At 67.1% G+C, this 21,605-nt stretch carries 18 protein-coding genes and 1 pseudogene; 9 read left to right on the forward strand and 10 right to left on the reverse strand.

The genetic code is table 11. From position 1 onward, the window contains the following. Positions 1-5: 5 nt before the first annotated feature. Both V6U71_RS21960 and V6U71_RS21965 read right to left on the reverse strand, forming a co-directional pair. Complete coding sequence (locus V6U71_RS21960) at positions 6-1,409, reverse strand: M48 family metalloprotease (protein WP_411342388.1); 1,404 nt, start codon at positions 1,407-1,409, stop codon at positions 6-8. 183 nt (positions 1,410-1,592) lie between these two features. Then, complete coding sequence (locus V6U71_RS21965; RefSeq protein ID WP_411340401.1) at positions 1,593-4,280, reverse strand: Rne/Rng family ribonuclease; 2,688 nt, start codon at positions 4,278-4,280, stop codon at positions 1,593-1,595. Positions 4,281-4,942: 662 nt separating this feature from the next. Here V6U71_RS21965 and V6U71_RS21970 point away from each other — a divergent pair. From V6U71_RS21970 to V6U71_RS22000, 7 genes are all read left to right on the forward strand, one after another. Further along, positions 4,943-6,154 carry an N-acetylmuramoyl-L-alanine amidase gene (locus tag V6U71_RS21970; RefSeq protein WP_411340402.1) on the forward strand — a complete coding sequence of 404 codons (1,212 nt, stop codon included), beginning with the start codon at positions 4,943-4,945 and terminating at the stop codon, positions 6,152-6,154. A 229-nt stretch (positions 6,155-6,383) separates the two neighbouring features. Further along, a complete protein-coding gene (locus V6U71_RS21975) occupies positions 6,384-7,637 on the forward strand; it encodes a D-arabinono-1,4-lactone oxidase (RefSeq protein WP_411340403.1) in 1,254 nt (417 codons plus the stop codon). Further along, positions 7,634-8,779 carry a DSD1 family PLP-dependent enzyme gene (locus tag V6U71_RS21980; protein ID WP_411340404.1) on the forward strand — a complete coding sequence of 382 codons (1,146 nt, stop codon included), beginning with the start codon at positions 7,634-7,636 and terminating at the stop codon, positions 8,777-8,779. Before V6U71_RS21975 ends, V6U71_RS21980 begins: the two co-directional genes overlap by 4 nt. Then, entirely contained in the window at positions 8,776-9,393 is a 618-nt protein-coding gene (locus V6U71_RS21985; protein WP_411340405.1) for a TetR/AcrR family transcriptional regulator, read from the forward strand. The genes V6U71_RS21980 and V6U71_RS21985 overlap by 4 nt, the downstream gene beginning before the upstream one ends. Before the next feature lie 56 nt (positions 9,394-9,449). Continuing rightward, the gene (locus V6U71_RS21990) at positions 9,450-11,966 is read left to right on the forward strand and encodes a penicillin-binding protein 1A (RefSeq protein WP_411340406.1); all 2,517 of its coding nucleotides are present in this window, start codon (positions 9,450-9,452) and stop codon (positions 11,964-11,966) included. Positions 11,967-12,039: 73 nt separating this feature from the next. Further along, on the forward strand, positions 12,040-13,167 hold the full coding sequence (gene prfB, locus V6U71_RS21995; RefSeq protein WP_411340407.1) for a peptide chain release factor 2: 1,128 nt from the start codon (positions 12,040-12,042) through the stop codon (positions 13,165-13,167). After that, entirely contained in the window at positions 13,167-13,883 is a 717-nt protein-coding gene (locus V6U71_RS22000) for a class I SAM-dependent methyltransferase (RefSeq protein ID WP_411340408.1), read from the forward strand. The genes prfB and V6U71_RS22000 overlap by 1 nt, the downstream gene beginning before the upstream one ends. A gap of 99 nt (positions 13,884-13,982) precedes the next feature. Here the strand turns inward: V6U71_RS22000 and V6U71_RS22005 are convergent, their stop codons facing one another. The 8 genes and pseudogenes from V6U71_RS22005 to V6U71_RS22040 all read right to left on the reverse strand — a co-directional run bounded on the left by V6U71_RS22005 (position 13,983) and on the right by V6U71_RS22040 (position 19,737). Continuing rightward, positions 13,983-14,348: a DsrE family protein gene (locus V6U71_RS22005; protein WP_411342389.1), complete on the reverse strand. Its 366-nt coding sequence runs from the start codon at positions 14,346-14,348 to the stop codon at positions 13,983-13,985. Beyond that, on the reverse strand, positions 14,336-15,085 hold the full coding sequence (locus V6U71_RS22010) for a HesA/MoeB/ThiF family protein (protein ID WP_411340409.1): 750 nt from the start codon (positions 15,083-15,085) through the stop codon (positions 14,336-14,338). Before V6U71_RS22010 ends, V6U71_RS22005 begins: the two co-directional genes overlap by 13 nt. Before the next feature lie 98 nt (positions 15,086-15,183). After that, positions 15,184-15,645, reverse strand: a pseudogene (gene dut, locus V6U71_RS22015) (dUTP diphosphatase); the annotation flags it as partial. After that, positions 15,608-16,870, reverse strand: coding sequence for a bifunctional phosphopantothenoylcysteine decarboxylase/phosphopantothenate--cysteine ligase CoaBC (gene coaBC, locus V6U71_RS22020; RefSeq protein ID WP_411340410.1), 1,263 nt, complete (start codon positions 16,868-16,870; stop codon positions 15,608-15,610). The gene coaBC and the pseudogene dut, both read right to left, overlap by 38 nt. Before the next feature lie 2 nt (positions 16,871-16,872). After that, a complete protein-coding gene (locus V6U71_RS22025) occupies positions 16,873-17,169 on the reverse strand; it encodes a CcdB family protein (protein WP_411340411.1) in 297 nt (98 codons plus the stop codon). Next, complete coding sequence (locus tag V6U71_RS22030) at positions 17,169-17,414, reverse strand: type II toxin-antitoxin system CcdA family antitoxin (RefSeq protein WP_411340412.1); 246 nt, start codon at positions 17,412-17,414, stop codon at positions 17,169-17,171. Before V6U71_RS22030 ends, V6U71_RS22025 begins: the two co-directional genes overlap by 1 nt. A gap of 44 nt (positions 17,415-17,458) precedes the next feature. Next, positions 17,459-19,003 (reverse strand): 2-polyprenylphenol 6-hydroxylase, encoded by a 1,545-nt coding sequence (ubiB, locus tag V6U71_RS22035; protein WP_411340413.1) that lies wholly within the window; start codon positions 19,001-19,003, stop codon positions 17,459-17,461. Next, positions 19,000-19,737, reverse strand: a complete 738-nt coding sequence (locus V6U71_RS22040; protein ID WP_411340414.1) for a class I SAM-dependent methyltransferase — start codon at positions 19,735-19,737, stop codon at positions 19,000-19,002. The genes ubiB and V6U71_RS22040 overlap by 4 nt, the downstream gene beginning before the upstream one ends. A gap of 92 nt (positions 19,738-19,829) precedes the next feature. Here V6U71_RS22040 and mutM point away from each other — a divergent pair, with 92 nt between their 5' ends. Both mutM and rpsT read left to right on the forward strand, forming a co-directional pair. Then, entirely contained in the window at positions 19,830-20,642 is an 813-nt protein-coding gene (mutM, locus tag V6U71_RS22045; protein ID WP_411340415.1) for a bifunctional DNA-formamidopyrimidine glycosylase/DNA-(apurinic or apyrimidinic site) lyase, read from the forward strand. 189 nt (positions 20,643-20,831) lie between these two features. After that, positions 20,832-21,095, forward strand: a complete 264-nt coding sequence (rpsT, locus tag V6U71_RS22050; protein WP_054590504.1) for a 30S ribosomal protein S20 — start codon at positions 20,832-20,834, stop codon at positions 21,093-21,095. Positions 21,096-21,605: the final 510 nt, after the last annotated feature.

Below are 21,605 nucleotides of genomic sequence, written 5' to 3' on the forward strand. Positions count from 1 at the left end.
CGAATCTAACGCCGTTTGCGCTCGCGTTCCACCTCGGCGCGAGCGACCAGCGAAATATCCTGTGCACGAATCCAGTCGGACGAACCCTCGGGCAGGCCCTGCAACGCGGTCTCGGCATTACGCAGCGCAAGCGCCGCCTGTCCACCCTCAAGCTGATAGCGTTCCGCCGAGGCGAGCGCGGCGCGCGCCTGATCGCCCTTGTTCGCATAGACGATGCCGAGCTGGTACCAGGCGAAGGGATTCTGATTGTCGAGCGCGACCGCGGTCCTGAGCACCTCTTCGGCCTCGGCATAGTTGGCGGGGTCTTCGGTCGCGATCAGCGCATGGCCGAGCGTCGCGCTGATCAGCGGCTGCGAGCGCGAGTTTTTGACCGCCTTGCGCAGCGCCGGGATCGCTTCCTTGGGATGCCCCGATTCGAGCAGCACCTGCCCTTCGAGTTCGAGGAAATAGGGGTCCTCGGGGTTGGTCGCGAGCAGGCCCTCGACCTCGCCGAGCGCCTTTTGCGGATAGGCGCTCTTGTGCCAGGCATAAGCGCGGGCATAGCGCGCCGGGATGCTGGTGTTGGTTTCGGGGAATTTGCGCAGCGTCCGGTCGGGGTCGGCAATATAGCCCGAAAGCTTCGCCTTGATCCGCTGGAAGCGCGCCTCGATCCGCGGGTCCGCGGGCTTCTCCCACGCGGGGTCGATCACATAGACTTCGCGCAGCGTCTGGATGCGGTCGCCCGACATCGGGTGGGTGCGGCCATAGGCCTGATCGTCGTCCTGTTTGACCCCGTAGCGAAACTCGAGGTTCTGGAGCTTCTTGAAAAAGGCGAGGCTGCCGCGCCCGCTGATCCCGGCTTTCGACAGATATTGCGCGCCCGCGGCATCGGCAGTCGATTCCTGGACGCGGGTGAAGGCGAGGAACTTGCCGAGCGCGGCCTGCTGCCCCGCCATCATCACCCCCATACCCGCCTCGCCGGCGCCCGCGGCAATCGCCGCGGCGCCGAGCAACAGGCTGACGAGCGAGATGCCGGTTGCCGTCTTGGCGCCGTCGTTTACCCGGATCGCGTGGCCGCCCATCACATGGCCGAGCTCGTGCGCGAGCACGCCCTGCACCTCTTCGGCGCTGTCGGCGGCTTCGATCAGGCCGCTGAAGACATAGATGTCCTGACTACCGGCGACGAAGGCGTTGATGCTGCGGTCGCCGAGCAGGTGGACGCGCACCTGTCCCCGCTGCAATCCCGCGGCGAGCAGCAGCGGGTCCATCATATCCTGAAACAGCGCCTCGGTCTCCGCATCGCGGAGGATCGACTGCGCCGCCGCCGGGCGCATCGCGACGGCGAACATCGCGAGCAGGGTCAGGAGGATACGGAAAAGCGGACGCCATGCGTCCGCCCGATACGCGAGGGGCGGCGGGAAAGCGGTCATCGCCGCCTGTCTTGCGCCGCGCGCCTGAACCTCGACTGAAGCCATGCCGGCATTATTGGAGCCCAGCGGGCGTGGGCGCAAGGTGCGATGCCGATTATGCGACCGCTCGCCCTGCCGCGCGAACCAAAAACCCCCCGCCCGTGAGGGCGAGGGGTCGATGATTTCGAAAGCGAACCGGCTGGCTCAGTTGCCGAAGGTGCGTTGCCACCAGCCGCGACGCGGTTCGCCGTCGGGGCCTTCGCCTTCCTCGTCGCCATTGGCGGCGACCGGCTCGGCCTCGCGCGTTGCGGGCGCGTCCGCTGCCGCTTCGACCGCGGCTTCGGGTGCGGCCTCGGCGGCCACTGCTTTCTTGGCGCGGCTGGCGCGCTTTTTCGGCGCGGGCTTGGCGGCTTCGGCTTCCGCCTCGGGAGCGGCTTCCGCCGTCACCTCAGGGGCCGGGGCGGCGGCTTCGGCTTCAGCCGCAGCCTTGGCGGCCTCGGTTTCGGCCTTGGTCTTGCGCGGCGCGCGCTTGCGCTTCGGCTTTTCCTCGGGCGCCGGCGCCGCTTCGACGACCGGCTCGACGATTTCGGCTACCGGCTCGGCCGTCTCGGCTTCGGCGGCCGGTTCGGCAGCCTCGGCCTCGTCGCCCTTGGGCTTGCGTCCGCGTCCGCCACGGCGGCGGCGCGGCTTGGCTTCGGCCTCTTCGGCCTCGGCGGCGACCGGTTCTGCCTCGGTCTCGGCCGGCGCATCGGTGTCGGCCGCGTCGTCCTGCGTCTCGCCGTCGTCCTCGTCAGCCTGCTCGCCCTGCTCACCGGCTTCGCCGCCCTCGTCGTCGCGGCGGCCGCGACGGCCACGGCGGCGGCGGCGGCGGCGCTTGCGGCCATCGCCTTCGTCGCCGTCCTGGCCTTCCGGCCGTTCGCGGCGCGCCGGACGGGCCTCGGCCTGCTCCTCGCCGGCTTCTTCTTCCTCGTCCTCTTCGACGAAGTCTTCGTCTTCCTCTTCCTCGATCTCGACGATCGGGGCGAAGCTGCGGCGGGCGACCGGCGGCGGGCCGCCGACCTCGATCGCCATCCGCGCGCCTTCGGTCTCGCCGTCGGGCAGGATTTCGACGTCGACGCCGTACAGCTCCTCGATCTCGCGGAGTTCACGGCGCTTTTCGTTGAGGAGGTAGAAGGTCGCTTCCTGGCTGGCGCGCAGGGTGATCTTGCTGCCCTTGCCGCGGGCGGCCTCTTCCTCGATCAGGCGCAGCGCGCTGAGGCCCGCCGACGAGGCAGTGCGGACGAGGCCGGTGCCTTCGCAATGCGGGCACGGACGCGTCGAGGCTTCGAGCACGCCGGTGCGCAGGCGCTGGCGGCTCATCTCCATCAGGCCGAAGCCCGAGATGCGGCCGACCTGGATGCGCGCGCGGTCGTTCTTCAGCGCGTCCTTCATCGCGCGTTCGACCTTCCGGACGTTCGAGCCATGATCCATGTCGATGAAGTCGATCACGACAAGCCCGGCCATGTCGCGCAGGCGAAGCTGACGGGCGATTTCGTGTGCCGCCTCGAGGTTGGTGCTGAGCGCGGTCTGCTCGATATTATGCTCGCGCGTCGAGCGGCCCGAGTTGATGTCGATCGACACCAGCGCCTCGGTCGGGTTGATCACCAGATAACCGCCCGATTTCAATTGGACGACGGGGTTGAGCATCCCCGCAAGCTGGTCCTCGACGCCATAGCGCTGATAGAGCGACACCGGATCGGCATATTGCTTCACACGCCGCGCATGGCTCGGCATCAGCAATTTCATGAACTGTTTCGCGGCCTTGTAGCCCTCATCGCCTTCGACGAGCACTTCCTCGATGTCTTTATGATAGATGTCGCGGATCGCGCGCTTGACGAGGTCGCTGTCCGAATGGATCAGCGCCGGCGCCGAACTGCCCAGCGTATTTTCGCGAATCTCGTCCCACAGGCGGGCAAGATAGTCGAAGTCGCGCTTGATCTCGACCTTGGTGCGGCTCATCCCCGCGGTGCGGACGATGCAGCCCATCGTCGGCGGCAGCGCGAGTTCGTCGATCATCGCCTTCAGCTTGCGGCGATCGGCGCCGTTCGAAATCTTGCGGCTGATCCCGCCGCCGTGCATCGTGTTCGGCATCAGCACGCAATAGCGCCCGGCGAGCGACAGATAGGTGGTGAGCGCGGCGCCCTTGTTGCCGCGTTCTTCCTTGACGACCTGGACCAGCATCACCTGACGGCGACGGATGACATCCTGGATCTTGTAGCGGCGGCGCAGCGACATGCGGTTTTCACCGTCTTCGTCGTCGCCCCGGCGGCTACGTCCGCGGCCGCCCTTGCGGTTGTTGTTGCCACGCCCGCGGCCACGCCCACGGCGATCGCCGCGGCCGTCGCCATTTCCTTCGCGGCCTTCGGCGCCGTCTTCGGTGTCGCCATTTTCGGCATCGCCATTGTCGTCGCGATCATCATGGTCGTCATGATCGTCGCGGTCATCATCGCGGTCGTCGCGATCGGCACGGCTGTCGCCATTGTCGTCGTCATGATATTCGACGTCGGCGACATCGCCTTCGAGCTCGTCGAGGTCTTCCTCGGCGCGCTGTGCGGCGGCGGCGGCGTGCTCGGCCTCTTCGCGGAGCAGCGCGTCGCGGTCTTCCTTCGGAATCTGGTAATAATCGGGGTGGATTTCGCTGAACGCGAGGAACCCGTGGCGATTGCCGCCATATTCGACGAACGCCGCCTGCAGCGACGGTTCGACACGGGTGACCTTGGCCAGATAGATATTGCCCTTGAGCTGCTTGTGCTCGGCGGACTCGAAATCAAACTCCTCGATGCGGTTTCCCTTGGTGACGGCGACCCGGGTTTCTTCCCGGTGCCGCGCGTCGATCAACATGCGCGTGGTCATTAGTTACACTCCAAGCGCGCTTCAGCGCGCCATCAAAAAATCCCGCGAACCTCCCCGAGGGAAGGCCACGGCGGATACGGGTGAAAAGAAAAAAGACGTTATTGCCGAAAGGAGCCTGCGTCCGGTCCTGAACGCGCATGCGGTCTTCAAATCCGGCGACGGTCGGGGCGAAAGCGCCCGCGTCGGGATATGAAGAGGGCATGGCAAGCCTCATGCGGCATCAACCTGGTTAGCGGGATGAGCAGGCAGCGAAGCGAATCTGTCGTTTCACCGACCGGTCACCCGGGTGAACTGGCGGCAGGTTGCCATTCCCCGTCTGTCCGGCACCAGGGCTGCAGCGTTCCCGCACGTTCGCAGGATCGGCGCCTTTCCCCTCAAAAGGCCGGACGGAACCGGAAAGGGCACCGTCAGTGGTGGCCGTGCTAGCATCGGCATCACCGCGCCGCAACCACCACCGCCCGACAAAGATGGTATCGCGGGCGACTGTTGCAATAATGCCCATGCGGCAGAACATGCTGAATTGGCTGTTAACCCTGCCGGTTGACGCCGGTTTGACGCGCCTTGGCTAACGCAGGCTTCATCTTGTTGTGCGGCCGGGGGCCTGACCCGTTATGTTTAATAAGCGCTGGACCATAGCTCGCCCGCGGCGGCATAACCGTGCCATGGGCGTCGCGATTGTCCTTCTGACCATGTTGCTGAGCCCCGCGAGCGCGCTTGCGGGAACGATCGGCGCGGTCGAGATCGGCGATTCGGACGTGACGGTGCGTTTCGACGATCTTGTCGCCGGTGCATCGACCTTCATTCTCGCCGGTCCCGACCGCATCGCGCTCGATATCGCGGGCGCCCAGCCGGGCCGCGTCGGCGATGGCGCGGGGATCGTCCGCGCGGTGCGGCAGGGCCGGCAGGAGGCCGGCACGCGCGTTGTGCTCGACCTCGCGCAGCCGGCCGTGGTGTCGGGGGCGCGCTTTGCCGCCGACGGGCGCAGCCTGACCTTTCATCTCCGCCCGGTGTCGGCGAGCGAGTTCGAGCGCGCGGCGCGCGGCCCGCGGACCGAGTTGCAACCGCCCGCGCAGTTCCGCGCCAAACCGCCCGAAAAGCGCTACAGCGTTACCGTGCCGATCGGCCAGCCGAAGCCGGCGCTGCCGCTGCCCGCCATTCAGGGCCCCGACAACAGCCGCCTGCCGCTCGTCGTCATCGATGCCGGGCACGGCGGGCACGATCCGGGCGCGATCAGCCCGCACAGCGGCAAGCGCGAGAAGGACATCACGCTCGCGCTCGCGCGTGCGATCCGCGACGATCTGATCGCCAGCGGGCGCGTCCGCGTTGCGCTGACGCGGTCCGACGACCGCTATCTGGTGCTCGAGGAACGTTACGGCATCGCGCGGCGGCTGAAGGCCGACCTGTTCATTTCGGTCCACGCCGACGCTGCCGAGAATCAGGAAGCGCGCGGTGCGTCGGTCTATACTTTGTCCGAAGTCGCCTCCGACCGCGAAGCGGCGCGGCTCGCGGCGCGCGAGAACAAGGCGAACATCATCAACGGCGTCGATCTGGGCGCGCACAGCAGCGACGTGTCGTCGATCCTGCTCGACCTGACGCAGCGCGAGACGATGAATGTCGCCTCCGACTTCGCCCGGCTGCTCCAGCGCGAGGCGGCGGACGACGTCAAATTCCGCTCGACCGCGCACCGCTTCGCCTCCTTCGTCGTGCTGAAGGCGCCTGACACGCCGTCGGTGCTGTTCGAGACGGGGTTCATCTCGAACAAGGACGACTCCGAATTTCTGGCATCGTCGGCGGGCCAGAAAAAGGTTGCGCGCGGCGTGCGCGACGCGGTGCAAATCCATTTCGCCCGCCAGATCGCGTCGCTGGGGCGCTGACGTCTACATTGGGTTGGGGAGCGGAGGGTACTTCCCGCACTTTCGTCATCCCGGACTTGATCCGGGATCCACGGCGGCGTCGAAGTCAATGGACCCCGGATCCAGTCCGGGGTGACGATGATGAGAGATCCGCAACCGGCCGCAAGCTGCCGCATCAGCGATAAAATATAGTCTTGACTATCTTTATTTGGCCGGACAGCTTTCCGACGGTTGGCCGGAGGAGGATGGCATGGGCTGGAGCAACTGGTCGGGCAGCGTTTCGGCGCCCGCGGCGGTGGCGCGTCCGCAAAGCGACGATGAACTCGCATCGCTGGTCAGCAGTGCGCGCAAGGTTCGCGCGGTGGGCGCGGGGCACAGTTTCATGCCGCTCTGCGAATCGGACGAGCTGATCGTCGACATCGCCGACCTGCCGGGCGACATCCACATCGCGGCCGACCGGCTGAGTGCGCGCGTTCCTGCCGGCTGGTCGATCAGGCGCCTGACCGCGGCGCTGTGGGAGGAGGGGCTGTCGCTCGCCAACCAGGGCGACGTCAATCCGCAGTCGCTCGCCGGCGCGATGGCGACCGGCACCCACGGCACCGGCGCCACGCTCGGGTCGCTGTCGACGATGGCGCGCGGCTTTCGCCTGATCGGCGCCGACGGCGAAGCGCGCTGGTGCGACCGCGCGACCAACCCCGACCTGTTCGAGGCGCAGCGGCTGTCGCTCGGCCTGTTCGGTATTGCGACCGAAATCGATGTTGCAGTGGTGCCGGCCTATCACCTCGCCGAGCGGATCGAGAAACGCCGCTGGGCCGAGGTACGCGAGGCCTATGACGAATGGGCGGGCGCGCAGCGGCACGTCGAATTCTGGTTCTTTCCGCACAGCGACGATGTGATCCTGAAGACGCTTGCCCCCTGCGACCCGTGCGACCCGCCGCCGACGACGACAGACATGGACGAAAGCGCCTTTCGCCGCGTGCTCGACATCGCGGCGCGCTTTCCCTTCCTGACCCCCTGGCTCCAGCGCGCCATGATGCGGACGCGCTTCGACGGCCGCCGCCGCGGCCCCGCGCACAATATCTTCCCGTCCGACCGGACATTGCGGTTCGAGGAGATGGAATATGAAATGCCGTGCCGGGTCGGGCTCGAAGCGCTGGACGAAGTGGTCGGCTGGATTCGCCGCAAGCGGCTGCCGGTCACCTTCCCTTTCGAATATCGCACCGTCGCCGCCGACGATATCTGGATGAGCCCGATGAACGCCGGGCCGGTCGCCGCAATCTCTATGCACCAATATGCGAAAATGCCCTGGCAGCGGCTGTTCGCCGAGGCCGAAGCGATCTTTCGCGGCGCGGGCGGGCGTCCGCACTGGGCGAAGCGCCACACCCTCAATCGCGCCGACGTCGCGGCGCTCTATCCGATGGCGGGGCGCTTCGGTGCCGTCCGCCGCGCCGCCGATCCCTCGGGCAAGTTTCTCAACCCGCATCTCGAAAGCCTGTTTGCATGACCACCGACCGCGACCTCCACGCCCACCTGATCGGCCGGCAGGGCAGCCGCTCCGACCTCAACACCCCGGTGCTCGTCCTCGACGTCGAGGCGCTCGACCGCAATATCGCCGCCATGGCCGGGCTCGCGGCGCAGCACGGCGTCGCGCTGCGCCCGCACGCCAAGACCCACAAGAGTGTCGATATCGCGATGCGCCAGCTCGGCGCCGGCGCGTCCGGCGTCTGCTGCGCCAAGATCGGCGAGGCCGAGGTGCTTGCCGCCGGTGGGGTGACCGGCGTGCTGATCACCTCGCCGGTCGCCGCGCCCGCCGCGATTGCCCGGCTGGCCGCGCTTGCGGGGCAGACCGGGGGATTGATGGCGGTCGTCGACCATCCCGATGTCGCGGCGCGGATCGACGCGGCGCTGGCCACGAACGGCGCGACGCTCGATATGATCATCGACATCGACCCCGGCATCGCGCGCACCGGCGTCGCGTCGGCCGCGGCGGCGGTCGCGCTGGCGCAGGCCATCGCCGCGCTGCCAAATCTCCGTTATCGCGGGGTGCAATATTATTGCGGGTCGCAGCAGCATATCGAGCATTACGAGGAACGCCGGGCGGCGATCGTCGAGCGGACGGCCTATCTGCAGGCGGTGATCGCCGCGCTCGGCGAGGCCGGTTTCGCGCCCGAAATCGTCACCGGCGGCGGCACCGGCACGCACCGCATCGACCTCGACCTCGGTGTCCTCACGGAACTCCAGACCGGCTCCTATGTCTTCATGGACAAGCAATATCTCGATTGCGACCTGACCGGTGACGGTGCGGTGCCGTTCGAGACCGCGCTCGGCGTCGACGCGCGCGTCGTCAGCGCGAATCATTCGGGGCTCGTCACGATCGACGCGGGGTTCAAGTCGCTGTCGACCGATGGCGGCGTCGCCGTCGTCCGGCGCGGCGCCCCCGAAAGCGCCTTCTTCGCCTTCATGGGCGACGAGCATGCGGCGCTGGTCGCCCCCGGCATCGGCACCGCGATGCAGGCGGGCGACCCGGTCAGCCTGACCGTGCCGCACTGCGATCCGACGGTGAATCTCTACGACAGCTATCATGTCGTTGCCGGCGAGACGCTGGTCGACATCTGGCCGGTGAGTGCGCGCGGGCGGGCGCGGTGAGCCCCGTTTCGGCGAAGGCGCCGCCGAAGCAACAGCGCGCGCGCCAGACATACGACCTCTTGCTCGACGTCGCGGGCGAACTGCTCGCCGAGGTCGGCATCGAGCGCGTGTCGACGAACCTGATCGCGGCGCGCGCCGGGCTGACCCCGCCCGCGCTGTATCGCTATTTCGGCGACAAATATGCGGTGCTCGAAGCGCTCGGGCGGCGGCTGATGGCGCGGCAGAATGCGGTGCTCGAAGCGTGGATCGCGCGCCATGCCGGGGGCGGGCTCGCTGCGATGGCGGACCATATCGGCGATCTTTTGGCCGAAAACGCTGCGGTGACGCGCGCCGAACCCGGGGCGGTGTGGATTCTGCGCGCGCTGCATGCGACGCCGCGACTCGTCCATGTCCGGCTCGAATCGCACCGCTATGTCACCGCGCGGCTCGCCGACGCCTGCGCGCGCCACCTCCCCGGCGCCGATCCCGAAACTCTCTGGCGGCGGCTGCGGCTCGCGGTCGAACTCGGCTTTGCCGCCGACGAAATGCTCTATGAAGAGACGCGCGTCGCGTCCGACGCCGTGCTCGCCGATGTCGCGGCGATGCTGAGAGGGGTGTTGCGCGAGTTAGGATAGCCGATCGCCGCAAGCATGCTTCCCTTTCGGCGAAGCAGGCGATAGAGGCTGGCCATATGGTCGCCGACAGTCCGCCCGATTTCCGCCTGCGCCTGCGCCGCGACAGCAACGCCGTCATCGGGTGGTTTCGCGACATGTGGATGCGGCGCTGGTTTCGCTGGCTCGGCTATCTCGCGCTTGCCGGTTTGCTCGGCATCTTGCTGATCTGGCTGATTTTCGCGCGCAATCTGCCGTCGGTCGACCAGCTTCGCGATTATGAGCCGCCGCTGCCGACGATGGTCCGCGATGCCGAGGGCAAACCGGTTCACACCTATGCCCGCGAACGCCGCGTCCAGCTCGAATATAGCGAATATCCGCAGCTCCTCGTCCGCGCCTATCTGGCGGCCGAGGACCGCACCTTCTTCGAACATGGCGGCATCGACTATCCGGGTATCGCCAGCGCGATTCTGACCAACCTCAGCAACGACGGCCGGCCCGTCGGCGCCTCGACGATCACCCAGCAGGTCGCGAAGAACCTGCTGCTGACCAACGAGCTCAGCTACACGCGCAAGATTCGCGAAGTCATCCTTGCCCGCCGCATCGAGGGGGCGCTCAGCAAGGAACAGATCCTCGAACTCTATCTCAACGAAATCCCGCTCGGGCGGCGGAGCTTCGGCGTGCAGGCCGCGAGCCGCGCCTATTTCGACAAGGACGTCGACCAGCTCAAGCTTCACGAAATGGCGTTCCTCGCCATCCTGCCCAAGGCGCCCGAAACCTATGGCCGCGCGCGCAACGCCGACAAGGCGATCGCGCGGCGCAATTTCGTCCTCGGCGAAATGTACCGCAACGGCTGGATCACCGCCGCACAGCGCGACGCCGCGCAAGCGATGCCGCTCGGCCTCACCAACAGCGGCAACACCGCGATCGCGCAGGTCGGCGGCTATTATATGGAAGAGGTGCGGCGCCAGCTCATCGCCGAATTCGGCGAAACCGCGGCCGACGGCCCGCACAGCGTCTATGCCGGCGGCCTCTGGGTCCGCACCGCCTATGACGGCAAGATGCAGGCGGCGGCCGCGAATGCGCTGCGCCGCGGCCTGATGCGCTATGATGCCGGCAAGGGCTGGTCGGGGCCGATCGCGACGATCGAGGCCGACGATCAGTGGCAGAGCCGCCTCGCGTCGAGCTTCATCGGCATCGACTACGACAATTGGCGGATCGCCGCAGTGCTGTCCAAATCGGGCGGCGAGGCGCAGATCGGCTTCGCCAACGGCGATACCGGCCGCCTGCCCGCGAGCGCCGCGACGCTGGGCTATCGCAAGACCGGCGGCAGCGCCTTTTCGGCGATGCGCCCGGGCGACCTGATCGCGGTCAAGGCGACGGGCGGCGGCGTCTATGCGCTGCGCAACATTCCCGAAGTGTCGGGCGGCTTCGTGGCCGAAAGCCCGCATTCGGGCCGTATCTATGCGATGCAGGGCGGTTTCGACGTCCGCCTGTCGCCGTTCAACCGGGCGACGCAGGCCGAACGCCAGCCGGGCTCGACGATCAAGCCCTTCGTCTATGCGACGGCGCTCGACAACGGCATGACCCCCGCGACGATGATCGTCGACGGTCCCTTCTGCGTCTATCAGGGCGCCAGCCTCGGCAACAAATGCTTCCGCAACTTCGGCGGCGGCGGCGGGTCGGGCGAGCATACGATGCGCTGGGGCCTCGAACAGTCGCGCAACCTGATGACGGTGCGCACCGCGAGCCAGGTCGGGATGGAACCGATCGTCGACACGATCAAGACGATGGGCATCGGCACCCACGAACCCTATCTGTCGACCGCGCTCGGCGCCGGGTCGACGACGGTCGAGAAGATGACCAATGCCTTTGCGATGCTGGCGAACCATGGCCGCGAGCTGAAACCGCGTGTGATCGACTATGCGCAGGATCGCCGCGGCAAGGTGGTGTTCCCGGCGAAGTGGAAGCCGTGCGAAGGCTGCAACAAGAAGGATTGGGACGGCCGGCCGATGCCGCGCTTCGCCAAGTCGGGCAAGCAGCTCATGGACCCGATGACCGCCTATCAGGTCGTCCATATGCTCGAAGGCGTCGTCCAGCGCGGCACCGCGGTGCGGCTGCGCGACCTCGGCGTGCCGCTGTTCGGCAAGACCGGCACCACCTCGGGACCGAAGGACGCCTGGTTCGTCGGCGGGACGCCCGACGTCGTCGCGGGCGTCTATATCGGCTTCGACCAGCCGCGGAACATGGGCGGCTATGTGCAGGGCGGCAGCATGGCGGCGCCGATCTTCAAACAGTTCTTCGAGGAATCGCTCGCCGACCGCCAGCCGGTGCCGTTCACCGCGCCGAAGGGCGTCCGCATGGTGCGCATCGACCGCCAGTCGGGCCGCCGCGTCTATGGTAGCTGGCCGGGCAGCGATCCCAAGGCGGCGATCATCTGGGAAGCGTTCAAGCCCGAAAGCGAACCGCGGCGGACGATCCGCGAGGAAGAGATCAAGCCGGTCAAGACGCCCAAACGGCAGGACGTTCCCGTCCAGCAGGGCAACGGCCGGCGCAGCGACAGCGATTTTCTGGAGGATCGCGGCGGCATCATCTGACCCGCGCGCGTGCCTTCCCCTTTGGGCCGGCAGGTCCTAAGGGCGTGACCGTTATTTTTTCAGGAGCAAGACCATGCGCGCCGAAGCGCAGGATCATATCGACAAGATTGGCGCCGCGCTGGCGCTGCTGCGCCGCTTTCTCGACTGGGACCGCGCGGTACGGCGGCTCGACGAACTCAATGCGAAGGTCGAGGACCCGACGCTGTGGAACGACGCCAAGGCCGCGCAGGAAGTGATGCGCGAACGCCGCCGGCTCGATGAAGCGATCACCGCGACGCGCGCGATCGAGACCGAATGCGCCGACACCGCCGAACTGATCGAGCTCGCCGAAATGGAAGGCGACGAAGCGATGGTCGACGAGGCGGTCGCATCGCTGGCGACGCTCGCCGCGCGCGCCGAGGAAGACAAGATCAAGGCGCTGCTCGCGGGTGAGGCCGACGCCAACGACGCCTATATCGAGGTGCATGCCGGTGCCGGCGGCACCGAAAGCCAGGACTGGGCCGAAATGCTCCAGCGCATGTACAGCCGCTGGGCCGAAAAGCGCGGGTTCAAGGTCGAACTGGTCGAATATCAGGCGGGCGAACAGGCGGGCATCAAGTCGGCGACGATGCTGGTGAAGGGCGAAAACGCCTATGGCTATTCGAAGACCGAAAGCGGCGTGCACCGTCTCGTCCGCATCTCGCCCTATGACAGTTCGGCGCGGCGCCACACCAGCTTTTCGTCAGTCTGGGTCTATCCGGTGATCGACGACAATATCGATATCGAGATCAACGAGGGCGACCTCAAGATCGACACCTATCGCGCCTCGGGCGCGGGCGGCCAGCACGTCAACACCACCGATTCGGCGGTCCGCATCACCCACATCCCGACCGGCATCGTCGTCGCGAGCCAGAACGACCGCTCGCAGCACAAGAACCGCGCGACCGCGATGGGGATGCTGAAGGCACGGATGTACGAGGCCGAGTTGCAGAAGCGCGAGGCCGCGGCGTCGGGCGAATATCAGGCGAAGACCGAAATCGGCTGGGGCCACCAGATTCGCTCCTATGTCCTCCAGCCCTATCAGCTCGTGAAGGATCTGCGCACCGGGGTCACCTCGACCGCGCCCGCCGACGTGCTCGACGGCGCGCTCGACCCGTTCATGGCGGCGGCGCTGTCGCAGAAGGTGACCGGCGAAAAGGTCGACGTCGAGGACATCGACTGATGCGGCGCGCGGCCCTTCTTGCCGCGCTCATGCTGCTGGTCGGCGGCTGCGACGCCCCGTGGGATTCGGGCAGCGACCGCCTCGAAACCTCGCGCGAATTTCCCCCCGCCGACCGGCCCGTCGCGCCGACCGTGTCGACCAAATGGTCGACCGAGGAAGCGCGCGACCGGGTCAACGAGGCCGAGGATGTCATGGATTCGGCCGACGTCCGCCCCGACATGACCGTCGCCGACATCGGCGCGGGCGACGGCTATTACACGGTGCGCCTCGCGCAGCGGGTCGGCGTCGGCGGCCGCGTGCTGGCGCAGGACATCATGCCCGAGGTGATCGAACGGCTCGCCGACCGCGTCGCGCGCGAGCGGCTCGACAATGTCTCGATCAAGCTCGGCGCGGTCGACGACCCACGGCTTCCCGCCGCCAGCTTCGACCGCGTCTTCATGGTCCATATGTATCACGAGATCGGCGAACCCTATGCCTTCCTGTGGCGGTTGCGCCCGGCGCTGCGCAAGGGCGGACAGGTGATCGTCGTCGACGGCGACCGCCCGATTGCCCAGCACGGCACCCCGTTCCGCCTGCTCGTCTGCGAGTTCGAGGCGGTGGGGTACAAGCTGGTGTCGTACGACGACAAGCAACATGCCGGCGGTTATCTGGCGCGCTTCGTGCCGAGCGGCAAACGCCCCGCCCCCGACGCGATCACGGTTTGCGCCAATCCTTAGACAATCGTCGCCCCCGCGCAGGCGGGGGCCGCAGTCGGCCTTACTCTTCGTGGCTGCGTAAACCTCCAGCGGCCCCCGCCTGCGCGGGGGCGACGGTCTTTAATAGACGACCAGCCGGTCGCTGGCCTCCACCGCCGCCAGAAAGCCGACAAGCCCCGCCGCACGGACATGCGGCGGCATTTCGGGCGCGGTGAGCCCGGCGAGCGCCATTCCCGACTGGCAGGCGAACAGGCCGACGTCCACCGCTGCAGCCTCTTCGATCATCGAGGCGAGGTCGGGCTGCCCGGCGGCATTCCGTGCGGCATCGCCGGCAAAGCCGACCGGCGGCCGCAGCAGCGCGACCGCTTCGCCCTGCAGGAAGAGGCGGGTCGGCGCGCCGAGCGCCGCTGCCGCCATCGCGGTTTCGAGCGCGGCATAAAGGCGCGCGCCCTCGGCGCAGGCGACGATGATGTTCAGCGGTGGCATATCGGGCACTCGGGATCCTTGCCGACGCCGACCTCGCGCCAGCGCCGCTCAAGCATGTCGATGATCGCCAGCCGCCCGGCGAGCGATTTCCCCCAGCCGCTCAGCGCACGCACGGCCTCAAGCGCCGCCATCGTCCCGACCATCCCCGCCAGCGCGCCCATCACGCCGGTCTCGGCGCAATTGACACCCTCCTGCGCGGGATCGTTGCCGACGAGGCAGGCGTAGCAGGGGGCGTCGGCGCGCCAGCCTTCGTAAAGCGCGACCTGCCCCTCGAACGCGCCGATCGCGGCCGAGAGCAGCGGGATTTCCAGCGCAACGGCGGCGCGATTGACCGCCAGCCGGGTCGCAAAATTGTCGCAGCCGTCGAGGATCAGGCCGGCGCCTGCGAGCAATGGTTCGGCATTGCCGTCGTCGAGGCGCCGGACCACGGCGACGGCCTCGACATGCGGGTTGATGCGCTTCGCCGCCGCCGCCGCGACGTTCGCTTTGGACTTGCCGATATCGGCGTCGGTGAACAGCGGCTGGCGCTGCAGATTGCTGAGTTCGACATGATCGCGATCGATGATCGTCAGCCGCCCGACCCCCGCCGCAGCGAGATAGGTGATCGCCGGACAGCCGATGCCGCCCGCGCCGATGATCGCGACATGGCTCGCCTTCAGCTTCGCCTGGCCGGCACCGCCAAAGGCGGGCAGGACGATCTGGCGCGCATAACGGTCGAGTTCGGCGTCGCTGAGCAAGCCTACTCGCCCGGGCGCCGCAGCGGCATCGCAGAGAGCGAGGCGACCCCCGCGGGCTCCGCCTCGTCCTCCGCGGGCTCGGCGGCTTCGCTCGTCACCCCGGTCGAACCGAACCCGCCCGCACCGCGTGCGGTTTCGTCGAGGCTGGCGATCTCGACAAAAGCGGCGCGCTGTACCGGCGCCGGCACCAGTTGCGCGATACGGTCGCCGCGCCTGATCTCGAAATTATCGTCGCCCAAATTGGCGAGGATCACCTTCACCTCGCCGCGATAGTCGCTGTCGATCGTCCCCGGCGTGTTGAGGCAGGTGATGCCGTGCTTGAGCGCCAGACCCGAACGCGGGCGGACCTGCACCTCGTAACCCGCCGGAATCGCCATCGCGAAGCCGGTCGCGACCGCGTGGCGGGTGCCGGGACGGATGGTCAGCGTCTCGGCCGCGACGACGTCCATCCCCGCCGCGCCATCGGACGCATAGGCGGGCAGCGGCAGTCCGCCGCCGTTGGGCAGCCGCTGGATGGCGATTTCAATCGGCGTCAAATGGTGCGCGGGTGTCGAGTTCATCGGCAATCTTTTCCATCAATTTGCGGGCGACGGCGTCCTTGGACAGCCGGTCCCAGCTATCGACGCCCTCTGGCGTCACGATATGCACGCGGTTCGTTTCGCCGCCCATCGGGTCGGCGGACACGTCGTTGGCGACGATCCAGTCGCATCCCTTGCGCGCCAGCTTCGCTTCGGCATGCGCGATGACGTCGTTGGTTTCGGCGGCAAAGCCGATCAGCAGTGGCGGACGCTGCGGGCTCTTGGCGACACCCGCAAGGATGTCGGGGTTCTCGGCGAGCGCCAGCGGCGGGACGGCGCCGCTGCCATCCTTCTTGATCTTTTGCGCCGCGGGGTCGGCGGCGCGCCAGTCGGCGACCGCGGCAACCATGATCGCGACATCGACGGGCAGGCCCTGCTCGACCTCCGCCGCCATCTCGCGCGCGGTTTCGACATCGACGCGGATCACGCCGGGCGGCGTCGGCAGCGGCACGGGCCCCGCGATCAGCAGCACCTCGGCACCCGCTTCGGCGGCGGCCGCGGCGATGGCAAAACCCTGCTTCCCGCTCGACCGGTTGGCGATATAGCGCACCGGATCGATCGGCTCGTGCGTCGGGCCTGCGGTGATCAGGATGCGGCGGCCGTGCAGCGGGCGGTGATTCGCTTCCGAAAAATCGGGCTGGCCGTCGAGCAGCGACGCGGCGGGTGCGCCGGTGAGCGCCTTCTCGATCGCCGCGAAAATCGCCTCGGGCTCGGGCAGCCGGCCCGGACCATATTCGCCGCACGCCATTTCGCCCTCGTCGGGCTCCAGCACCGTCACCCCGTCGCCGCGCAGCGTGGCGACATTGCGCCGGGTCGCGGCGTGCAGCCACATGCGGACGTTCATCGCGGGCGCCGCGAGCACGGGCTTGTCGGTCGCGAGCAGCAATGTCGTCGCGAGGTCGTCGGCCTGCCCTCCCGCCATCTTCGCGAGCAGATCGGCGGTCGCCGGCGCGACGACGACCAGGTCGGCCTCGCGGCTGAGCTGGATATGCCCCATCTCGACCTCGTCCTTGAGGTCGAAGAGGCTGGTGTAGACCTTGTTCTCGCTCAGCGCGGCAAGCGTCAGCGGCGTTACGAACTGTTCGCCGGCGCGCGTCAGCACGCAGCGCACGACATAGCCCGCCTTGCGGAGCAGCCGGACGAGCTCGATCGACTTGTACGCGGCGATGCCGCCGCCGATGATCAGCAGGATGCGTTTTGCGGCCATCGTCAAACCCCCGTCAGCAGCATATCGACCGCATTCAATATATCGTAGCGCGATTCGGCGAGCGAAGCGACGCGGTCGCCCAATTCGCGTGCATCGACGGCCGACGCAAGCTGTGTTGCCATGATGAAGCGCTCGCCGTCGACTTCGAAAATCGGATGCAGGCGCGACAATTTCTGCGCCGCCTGCGCCGGCACCAGCGGGACCACGAAGCGCGTGTCGAAATGGCCCAGCAGGTCGCTCTGGCAATCGAGTAGCAAATTCGCGCCGTCACGGCTTTTGAGGACGTCGAATTGTGCCATCAGAACAACCGATATTTGGCCAGCGGCAATCCATGCTTGCGCGTATATTCGTTCCAGCTTTCAATAGCGGCGCGATTCTCTTCCTTCCACGCCGCCTCGCGCGCCTTCTTCACCTCGGCGGCCAGTCCTGTCTGGCAGGCTTCGCTGACATTGATGCCGAGCCGCTTGGCCTCTTCGACCAGTTCGGCGCTGAGCGAGACATTGGTCGGTTTCTTGGGGCCTTCGAATCGGGCGGGACGGTTCATCGCCATTCTCCTTGCGCATAAGATATGCGCATTCGAACAGGGGTTCAACCCAGCCAGTTGAACGCCGCCGCACCCGCCGCGGCGCCCAGCAGCGCAGTCAGCGCATAGCGCCACCAGCGGCGGCGGTCGCCCTTGTCCCACATCAGCGCAATCTCGGGCAGCGGCGGTGCAGGCGGGGCGCCGCCGGGTTTGGGCAATTGCGCGTCGAGACGGCGGATGATGTCGGGGATCAGCGCCAGCGTCTTGCCCTGTTCGCGGAGGCCATCGGCGAGCGCGGCTTCGGGGCCGAGTTCGTCGCGGATCCATTCGCCGACGAAGGGCCCGGAGACGTCCCACATGTTGATCTTCGGGTTGAGCATCGTCGCGACGCCTTCGACCATCACCATCGTCTTTTGCAGCAGCAACAGGTGCGGCTGCGTCTGCATGTCGAAGTCGCGGGTGATCGCGAACAGCCCGTCGAGCATCTGCCCGACGCTGAGCTCGCTCACCGGCTTGCCGCGCATCGGCTCGCCGACCGCGCGTAGCGCCGTCGCGAACTCCTCGACGCTGTGATAATCGGGCACATATTGCGCCTCGAAATGGATTTCGGCGACGCGGCGGTAGTTGCCCGTGGTCAGGCCATAGAGGATTTCGGCGAGCCAGTAGCGCGCCTGCCGGTTGATCCGCCCCATGATGCCGAAATCGACCGCGGCGATCGTGCCGTCGGCCTTCACGAACAAATTGCCCTGATGCATGTCGGCGTGGAAAAAGCCCTCGGCAATCGCCTGGCGCAGGAAGGCGTTGACGAGGTTCGCCGACAGCGCCTCCATATCGTGCCCCGCGGCGACCAGCGCGTCGCGGCGCGAAATCTTGATGCCGTCGATCCAGTCGAGCGTCATCACGCGGCTGGCGGTGCGGTCCCAGTCGATCGCCGGAACCTCGTATGTCGGCACCCCGACCATCGCGTCGCGCAGCTCGGACGCCGATGCGGCTTCGCGGCGGAGGTCGAGTTCGCGCAGCGTCCAGCGGCGGAAATTGGCGATCACCTGCCGCGGGCGCAGCCGCGATGCCTCGCCGCCGAGCGCTTCGAGATGCGCCGCCGCCCACTCATAGGTTTCGATGTCGCGCGCGAACTGCTTGTCGATGCCGGGTCGGCGAACCTTCACCGCGACCTGGCGGCCGTCGGTGGTGACCGCGCGGTGAACCTGCGCGATCGACGCCGATCCGACGGGTTCGGGATCGAATTCGCTGTACAGCTTTTCGAGCGGCACTTCGAAGGTGGCCTCGATCTCCTGTTTGATGCGCGCGAAGCCGACCGGCGCGAGCGCGTCCTGCAGGGTCAGCAGGTTGCGCGCCGCCTCCTCGCCGACGAGATCGGGACGCGTTGCGAGCGTCTGGCCCAGCTTGACCGCGGCGGGGCCGATCGCCTGAAAGGCGGCAGCATAATCGGGCACTTTCGGCTGGATCGTCCCCAGCCGCGCGATGCGGCAGAGGCGCTTCACCCCCGGCGGGGTCTGCGGCGCCGACTCGATCCCGCGCAGCGCGCCGTGGCGCGCGAGGATGCGCCCCCACTTCAGCAGGCGGACGATATGGGTGACGGGTCGGGTCAAGCTTTCCACCCGCTGTGGATCGCGACCAGCCCGCCGAGGATCGGCTCGACCTTCACCGACGTGAAACCCGCTTCGCGGATCATGGCCGCGAATTTCGGCATCGGCGGAAAGCGGCGGATCGATTCGATCAGGTAACGATAGCTGTCCTCGTCGTCGGCGATCAGCTTGCCGAGCTTGGGCACCAGATGATGCGAATAGGCGTCATAGGCCTGCGCGAAGCCCGGCCATTCGTTGGTCGAGAATTCGAGGCAGAAGAAACGCCCGCCATAGCGGAGGACGCGGTGCGCTTCCTTCAGCGCCGCCGGGATGTCGGTGACGTTGCGGATGCCGAAAGCGATCGTATAGGCGTCGAAGAACTGGCCCGGAAAGCTCAGCTTCTCGGCATTCTGCTCCGACCAGACGAGCGTGTCGATGCCGCGCTCGGCGGCGCGTTCGACGCCGACGCCCAGCATGTCGGGGTTGATGTCGGCGACGGTGATGCTCGCGCCGCTCTTTTCCATGCGAAAGGCGATGTCGCCGGTGCCGCCCGCCATGTCGAGGATCGCCTCGCCCGCGCGGGGCTTCACGCGCCGCACGAAGCGGTCCTTCCACAGCCGGTGCATGCCGCCCGACATCGCGTCGTTCATGATGTCGTACTTGCGCGCGACGCGGCTGAACACCTCGCCGACCATCGCGGTCTTCTCGGTCGCCGGAACTTCGTCATAGCCGAAGCTGACGGTATCGGGAGTGGGCATGGATGCGCGCCTTTGCGGGGAGTGCGGAAGTGCAGATGCGCCTTTAGCGGGGCCTTGTCGTGCAGGCAAATGGCGCGTAGCCCGAAGCGGATATGCCCGAGCTCCCCGAAGTCGAAACCACCGTCCGCGGCCTGACGCCGCACCTCGCCGGCCAGCGCCTGCTCCGCGTCTCGACGATGCGGCCCGATCTTCGCCGCCCCTTTCCCGTCGACCTTGCGCAGCGGCTGACCGGCGCGACCGTCACCGGGCTGTCGCGCCGCGCCAAATATGGCATCGTCAGCACCGACCGCGACGATCATATGATCTTCCACCTCGGCATGTCGGGAAGCTGGCGGATCGGGGCGGGCGAGCCGGGCAAGCACGACCATCTCGTCATCGACACCGCGGCGGGGCAGCGGCTGATGCTCCACGATCCGCGCCGCTTCGGCTCGGTCGATCTCGTCGCGGGCGACCCGTTGATCGCCTTTCCCGCCTTCGTGACGCTCGGCCCGGAACCTTTGTCCGATGCGTTCGACGCCGCCTATCTCAGCCGCGCGCTCGCCGGACGGCGCGCGCCGATCAAGGCGATGCTGCTCGACCAGACGGTCGTCGCGGGGCTCGGCAATATCTATGTGTGCGAGGCGCTCAACATGGCGCGCATCGCGCCGACGCGCGCCGCCGCCGACGTTCCGAAGGCAAAAATCGCGCTGCTCGTCCCCGCGATCAAGGCGGTGCTCGAAGCGTCGATCGCGGCGGGGGGATCGACCCTGCGCGATTACAAGCAGCCCGACGGCGAACTCGGCTATTTCGCCAAGGACTGGCGCGTCTACGGGCGCGAGGGCGAGGCATGCGAATGCGGCGGCACGATCGCGCGGATCGTCCAGAGCGGCCGGTCGACCTTCTATTGTCCCAAATGCCAGCGTTGATATGGGGAATTTCCCATCAAAAGCGTTGACCTTCGGCGCCTTGCTGGCTATGGGCGCACCCTTCGAGCAGGGTCCGGTCGTACCGGAACCGGCCGTATCCGGACATTGATTCGCTCGTTTCGCGCGATTCGGCTGCTCCGGTGACGCTGTGCTCCGACTGACTTAGACCGTTTGGAAACCGAGGAATTTATGGCCAATACGCCGCAGGCAAAAAAGCGCATCCGCCGCAACACCGCGCGCACCGTCGTGAACAAGAATCGCGTTTCGCGCATTCGCACGCTGGTGAAGAAGGTCGAAAATGCCGTCGCCGCGGGCGACAAGGATGCCGCCGCTGCGGCGCTGAAGGCTGCGCAGCCCGAAATGGCGCGCGGTGTGGCCAAGGGCGTTCTTCACAAGAACACCGTGGCGCGCAAATATTCGCGTCTGACCAAGAGCGTCAACGCCATCGCCTGATCCGGCTTTCGCCGGACAGCGATCCAAAGGACCCGCCGGCAGCTTCCGGCGGGTCTTTTTTGCGTCCGCGGCACACGCGCGATTGTGACGCGGTCATGGCAATAGTGTTGCAGCGCGGTAAGTGACGGATTTACGGCGATTCGTTTCTTCGGGCTCCGACTGTCATAAATAAGATACTGAAATAAAAGGATTAAATGACCCTTCGGCGATTTTCTGAGGGGTCGGGTGAGTCAAGATTTTTATTTCAGTATTTTTACACGGCCGACCCTTGATCGACTCGCGGCGCCCTGACTAGACAGGGGTGTCGTCGGCCTTCGCCGGCGGCCGCCACATCGACATGATTCGCATTTTTTCGGGCCCGTTGCCCGGGAAAGGATGCTTGCGCCTTGCCGCAGGCGCCGAATCGGCATGGGCCGGCCGCACGCGCTGTTTGATGACCGGGGGATTCGGGGGGCGGTACGGCGTGACACAAAAGGGAATCGGCATGGTATCGACGCGGGAGCAAGGGCG

Source organism: Sphingopyxis sp. J-6 (assembly GCF_046603995.1).
Taxonomy (GTDB): Bacteria; Pseudomonadota; Alphaproteobacteria; order Sphingomonadales; family Sphingomonadaceae; genus Sphingopyxis.

Bases quoted from the DNA above. Each gene is read 5' to 3' on its own strand.
- V6U71_RS22030 (WP_411340412.1), bottom strand. From the start codon at position 17,414: ATGAACCGTCCCGCCCGATTCGAAGGCCCCAAGAAACCGACCAATGTC.
- coaBC (WP_411340410.1), bottom strand. From the start codon at position 16,870: ATGGCCGCAAAACGCATCCTGCTGATCATCGGCGGCGGCATCGCCGCG.
- V6U71_RS22005 (WP_411342389.1), bottom strand. From the start codon at position 14,348: ATGCCACCGCTGAACATCATCGTCGCCTGCGCCGAGGGCGCGCGCCTT.
- rpsT (WP_054590504.1), top strand. From the start codon at position 20,832: ATGGCCAATACGCCGCAGGCAAAAAAGCGCATCCGCCGCAACACCGCG.
- prfB (WP_411340407.1), top strand. From the start codon at position 12,040: ATGCGCGCCGAAGCGCAGGATCATATCGACAAGATTGGCGCCGCGCTG.
- mutM (WP_411340415.1), top strand. From the start codon at position 19,830: ATGCCCGAGCTCCCCGAAGTCGAAACCACCGTCCGCGGCCTGACGCCG.
- V6U71_RS22040 (WP_411340414.1), bottom strand. From the start codon at position 19,737: ATGCCCACTCCCGATACCGTCAGCTTCGGCTATGACGAAGTTCCGGCG.
- V6U71_RS21970 (WP_411340402.1), top strand. From the start codon at position 4,943: ATGGGCGTCGCGATTGTCCTTCTGACCATGTTGCTGAGCCCCGCGAGC.
- V6U71_RS22025 (WP_411340411.1), bottom strand. From the start codon at position 17,169: ATGGCACAATTCGACGTCCTCAAAAGCCGTGACGGCGCGAATTTGCTA.
- V6U71_RS21965 (WP_411340401.1), bottom strand. From the start codon at position 4,280: ATGACCACGCGCATGTTGATCGACGCGCGGCACCGGGAAGAAACCCGG.
- V6U71_RS21980 (WP_411340404.1), top strand. From the start codon at position 7,634: ATGACCACCGACCGCGACCTCCACGCCCACCTGATCGGCCGGCAGGGC.
- V6U71_RS21960 (WP_411342388.1), bottom strand. From the start codon at position 1,409: ATGACCGCTTTCCCGCCGCCCCTCGCGTATCGGGCGGACGCATGGCGT.
- V6U71_RS21975 (WP_411340403.1), top strand. From the start codon at position 6,384: ATGGGCTGGAGCAACTGGTCGGGCAGCGTTTCGGCGCCCGCGGCGGTG.
- V6U71_RS22000 (WP_411340408.1), top strand. From the start codon at position 13,167: ATGCGGCGCGCGGCCCTTCTTGCCGCGCTCATGCTGCTGGTCGGCGGC.
- V6U71_RS21990 (WP_411340406.1), top strand. From the start codon at position 9,450: ATGGTCGCCGACAGTCCGCCCGATTTCCGCCTGCGCCTGCGCCGCGAC.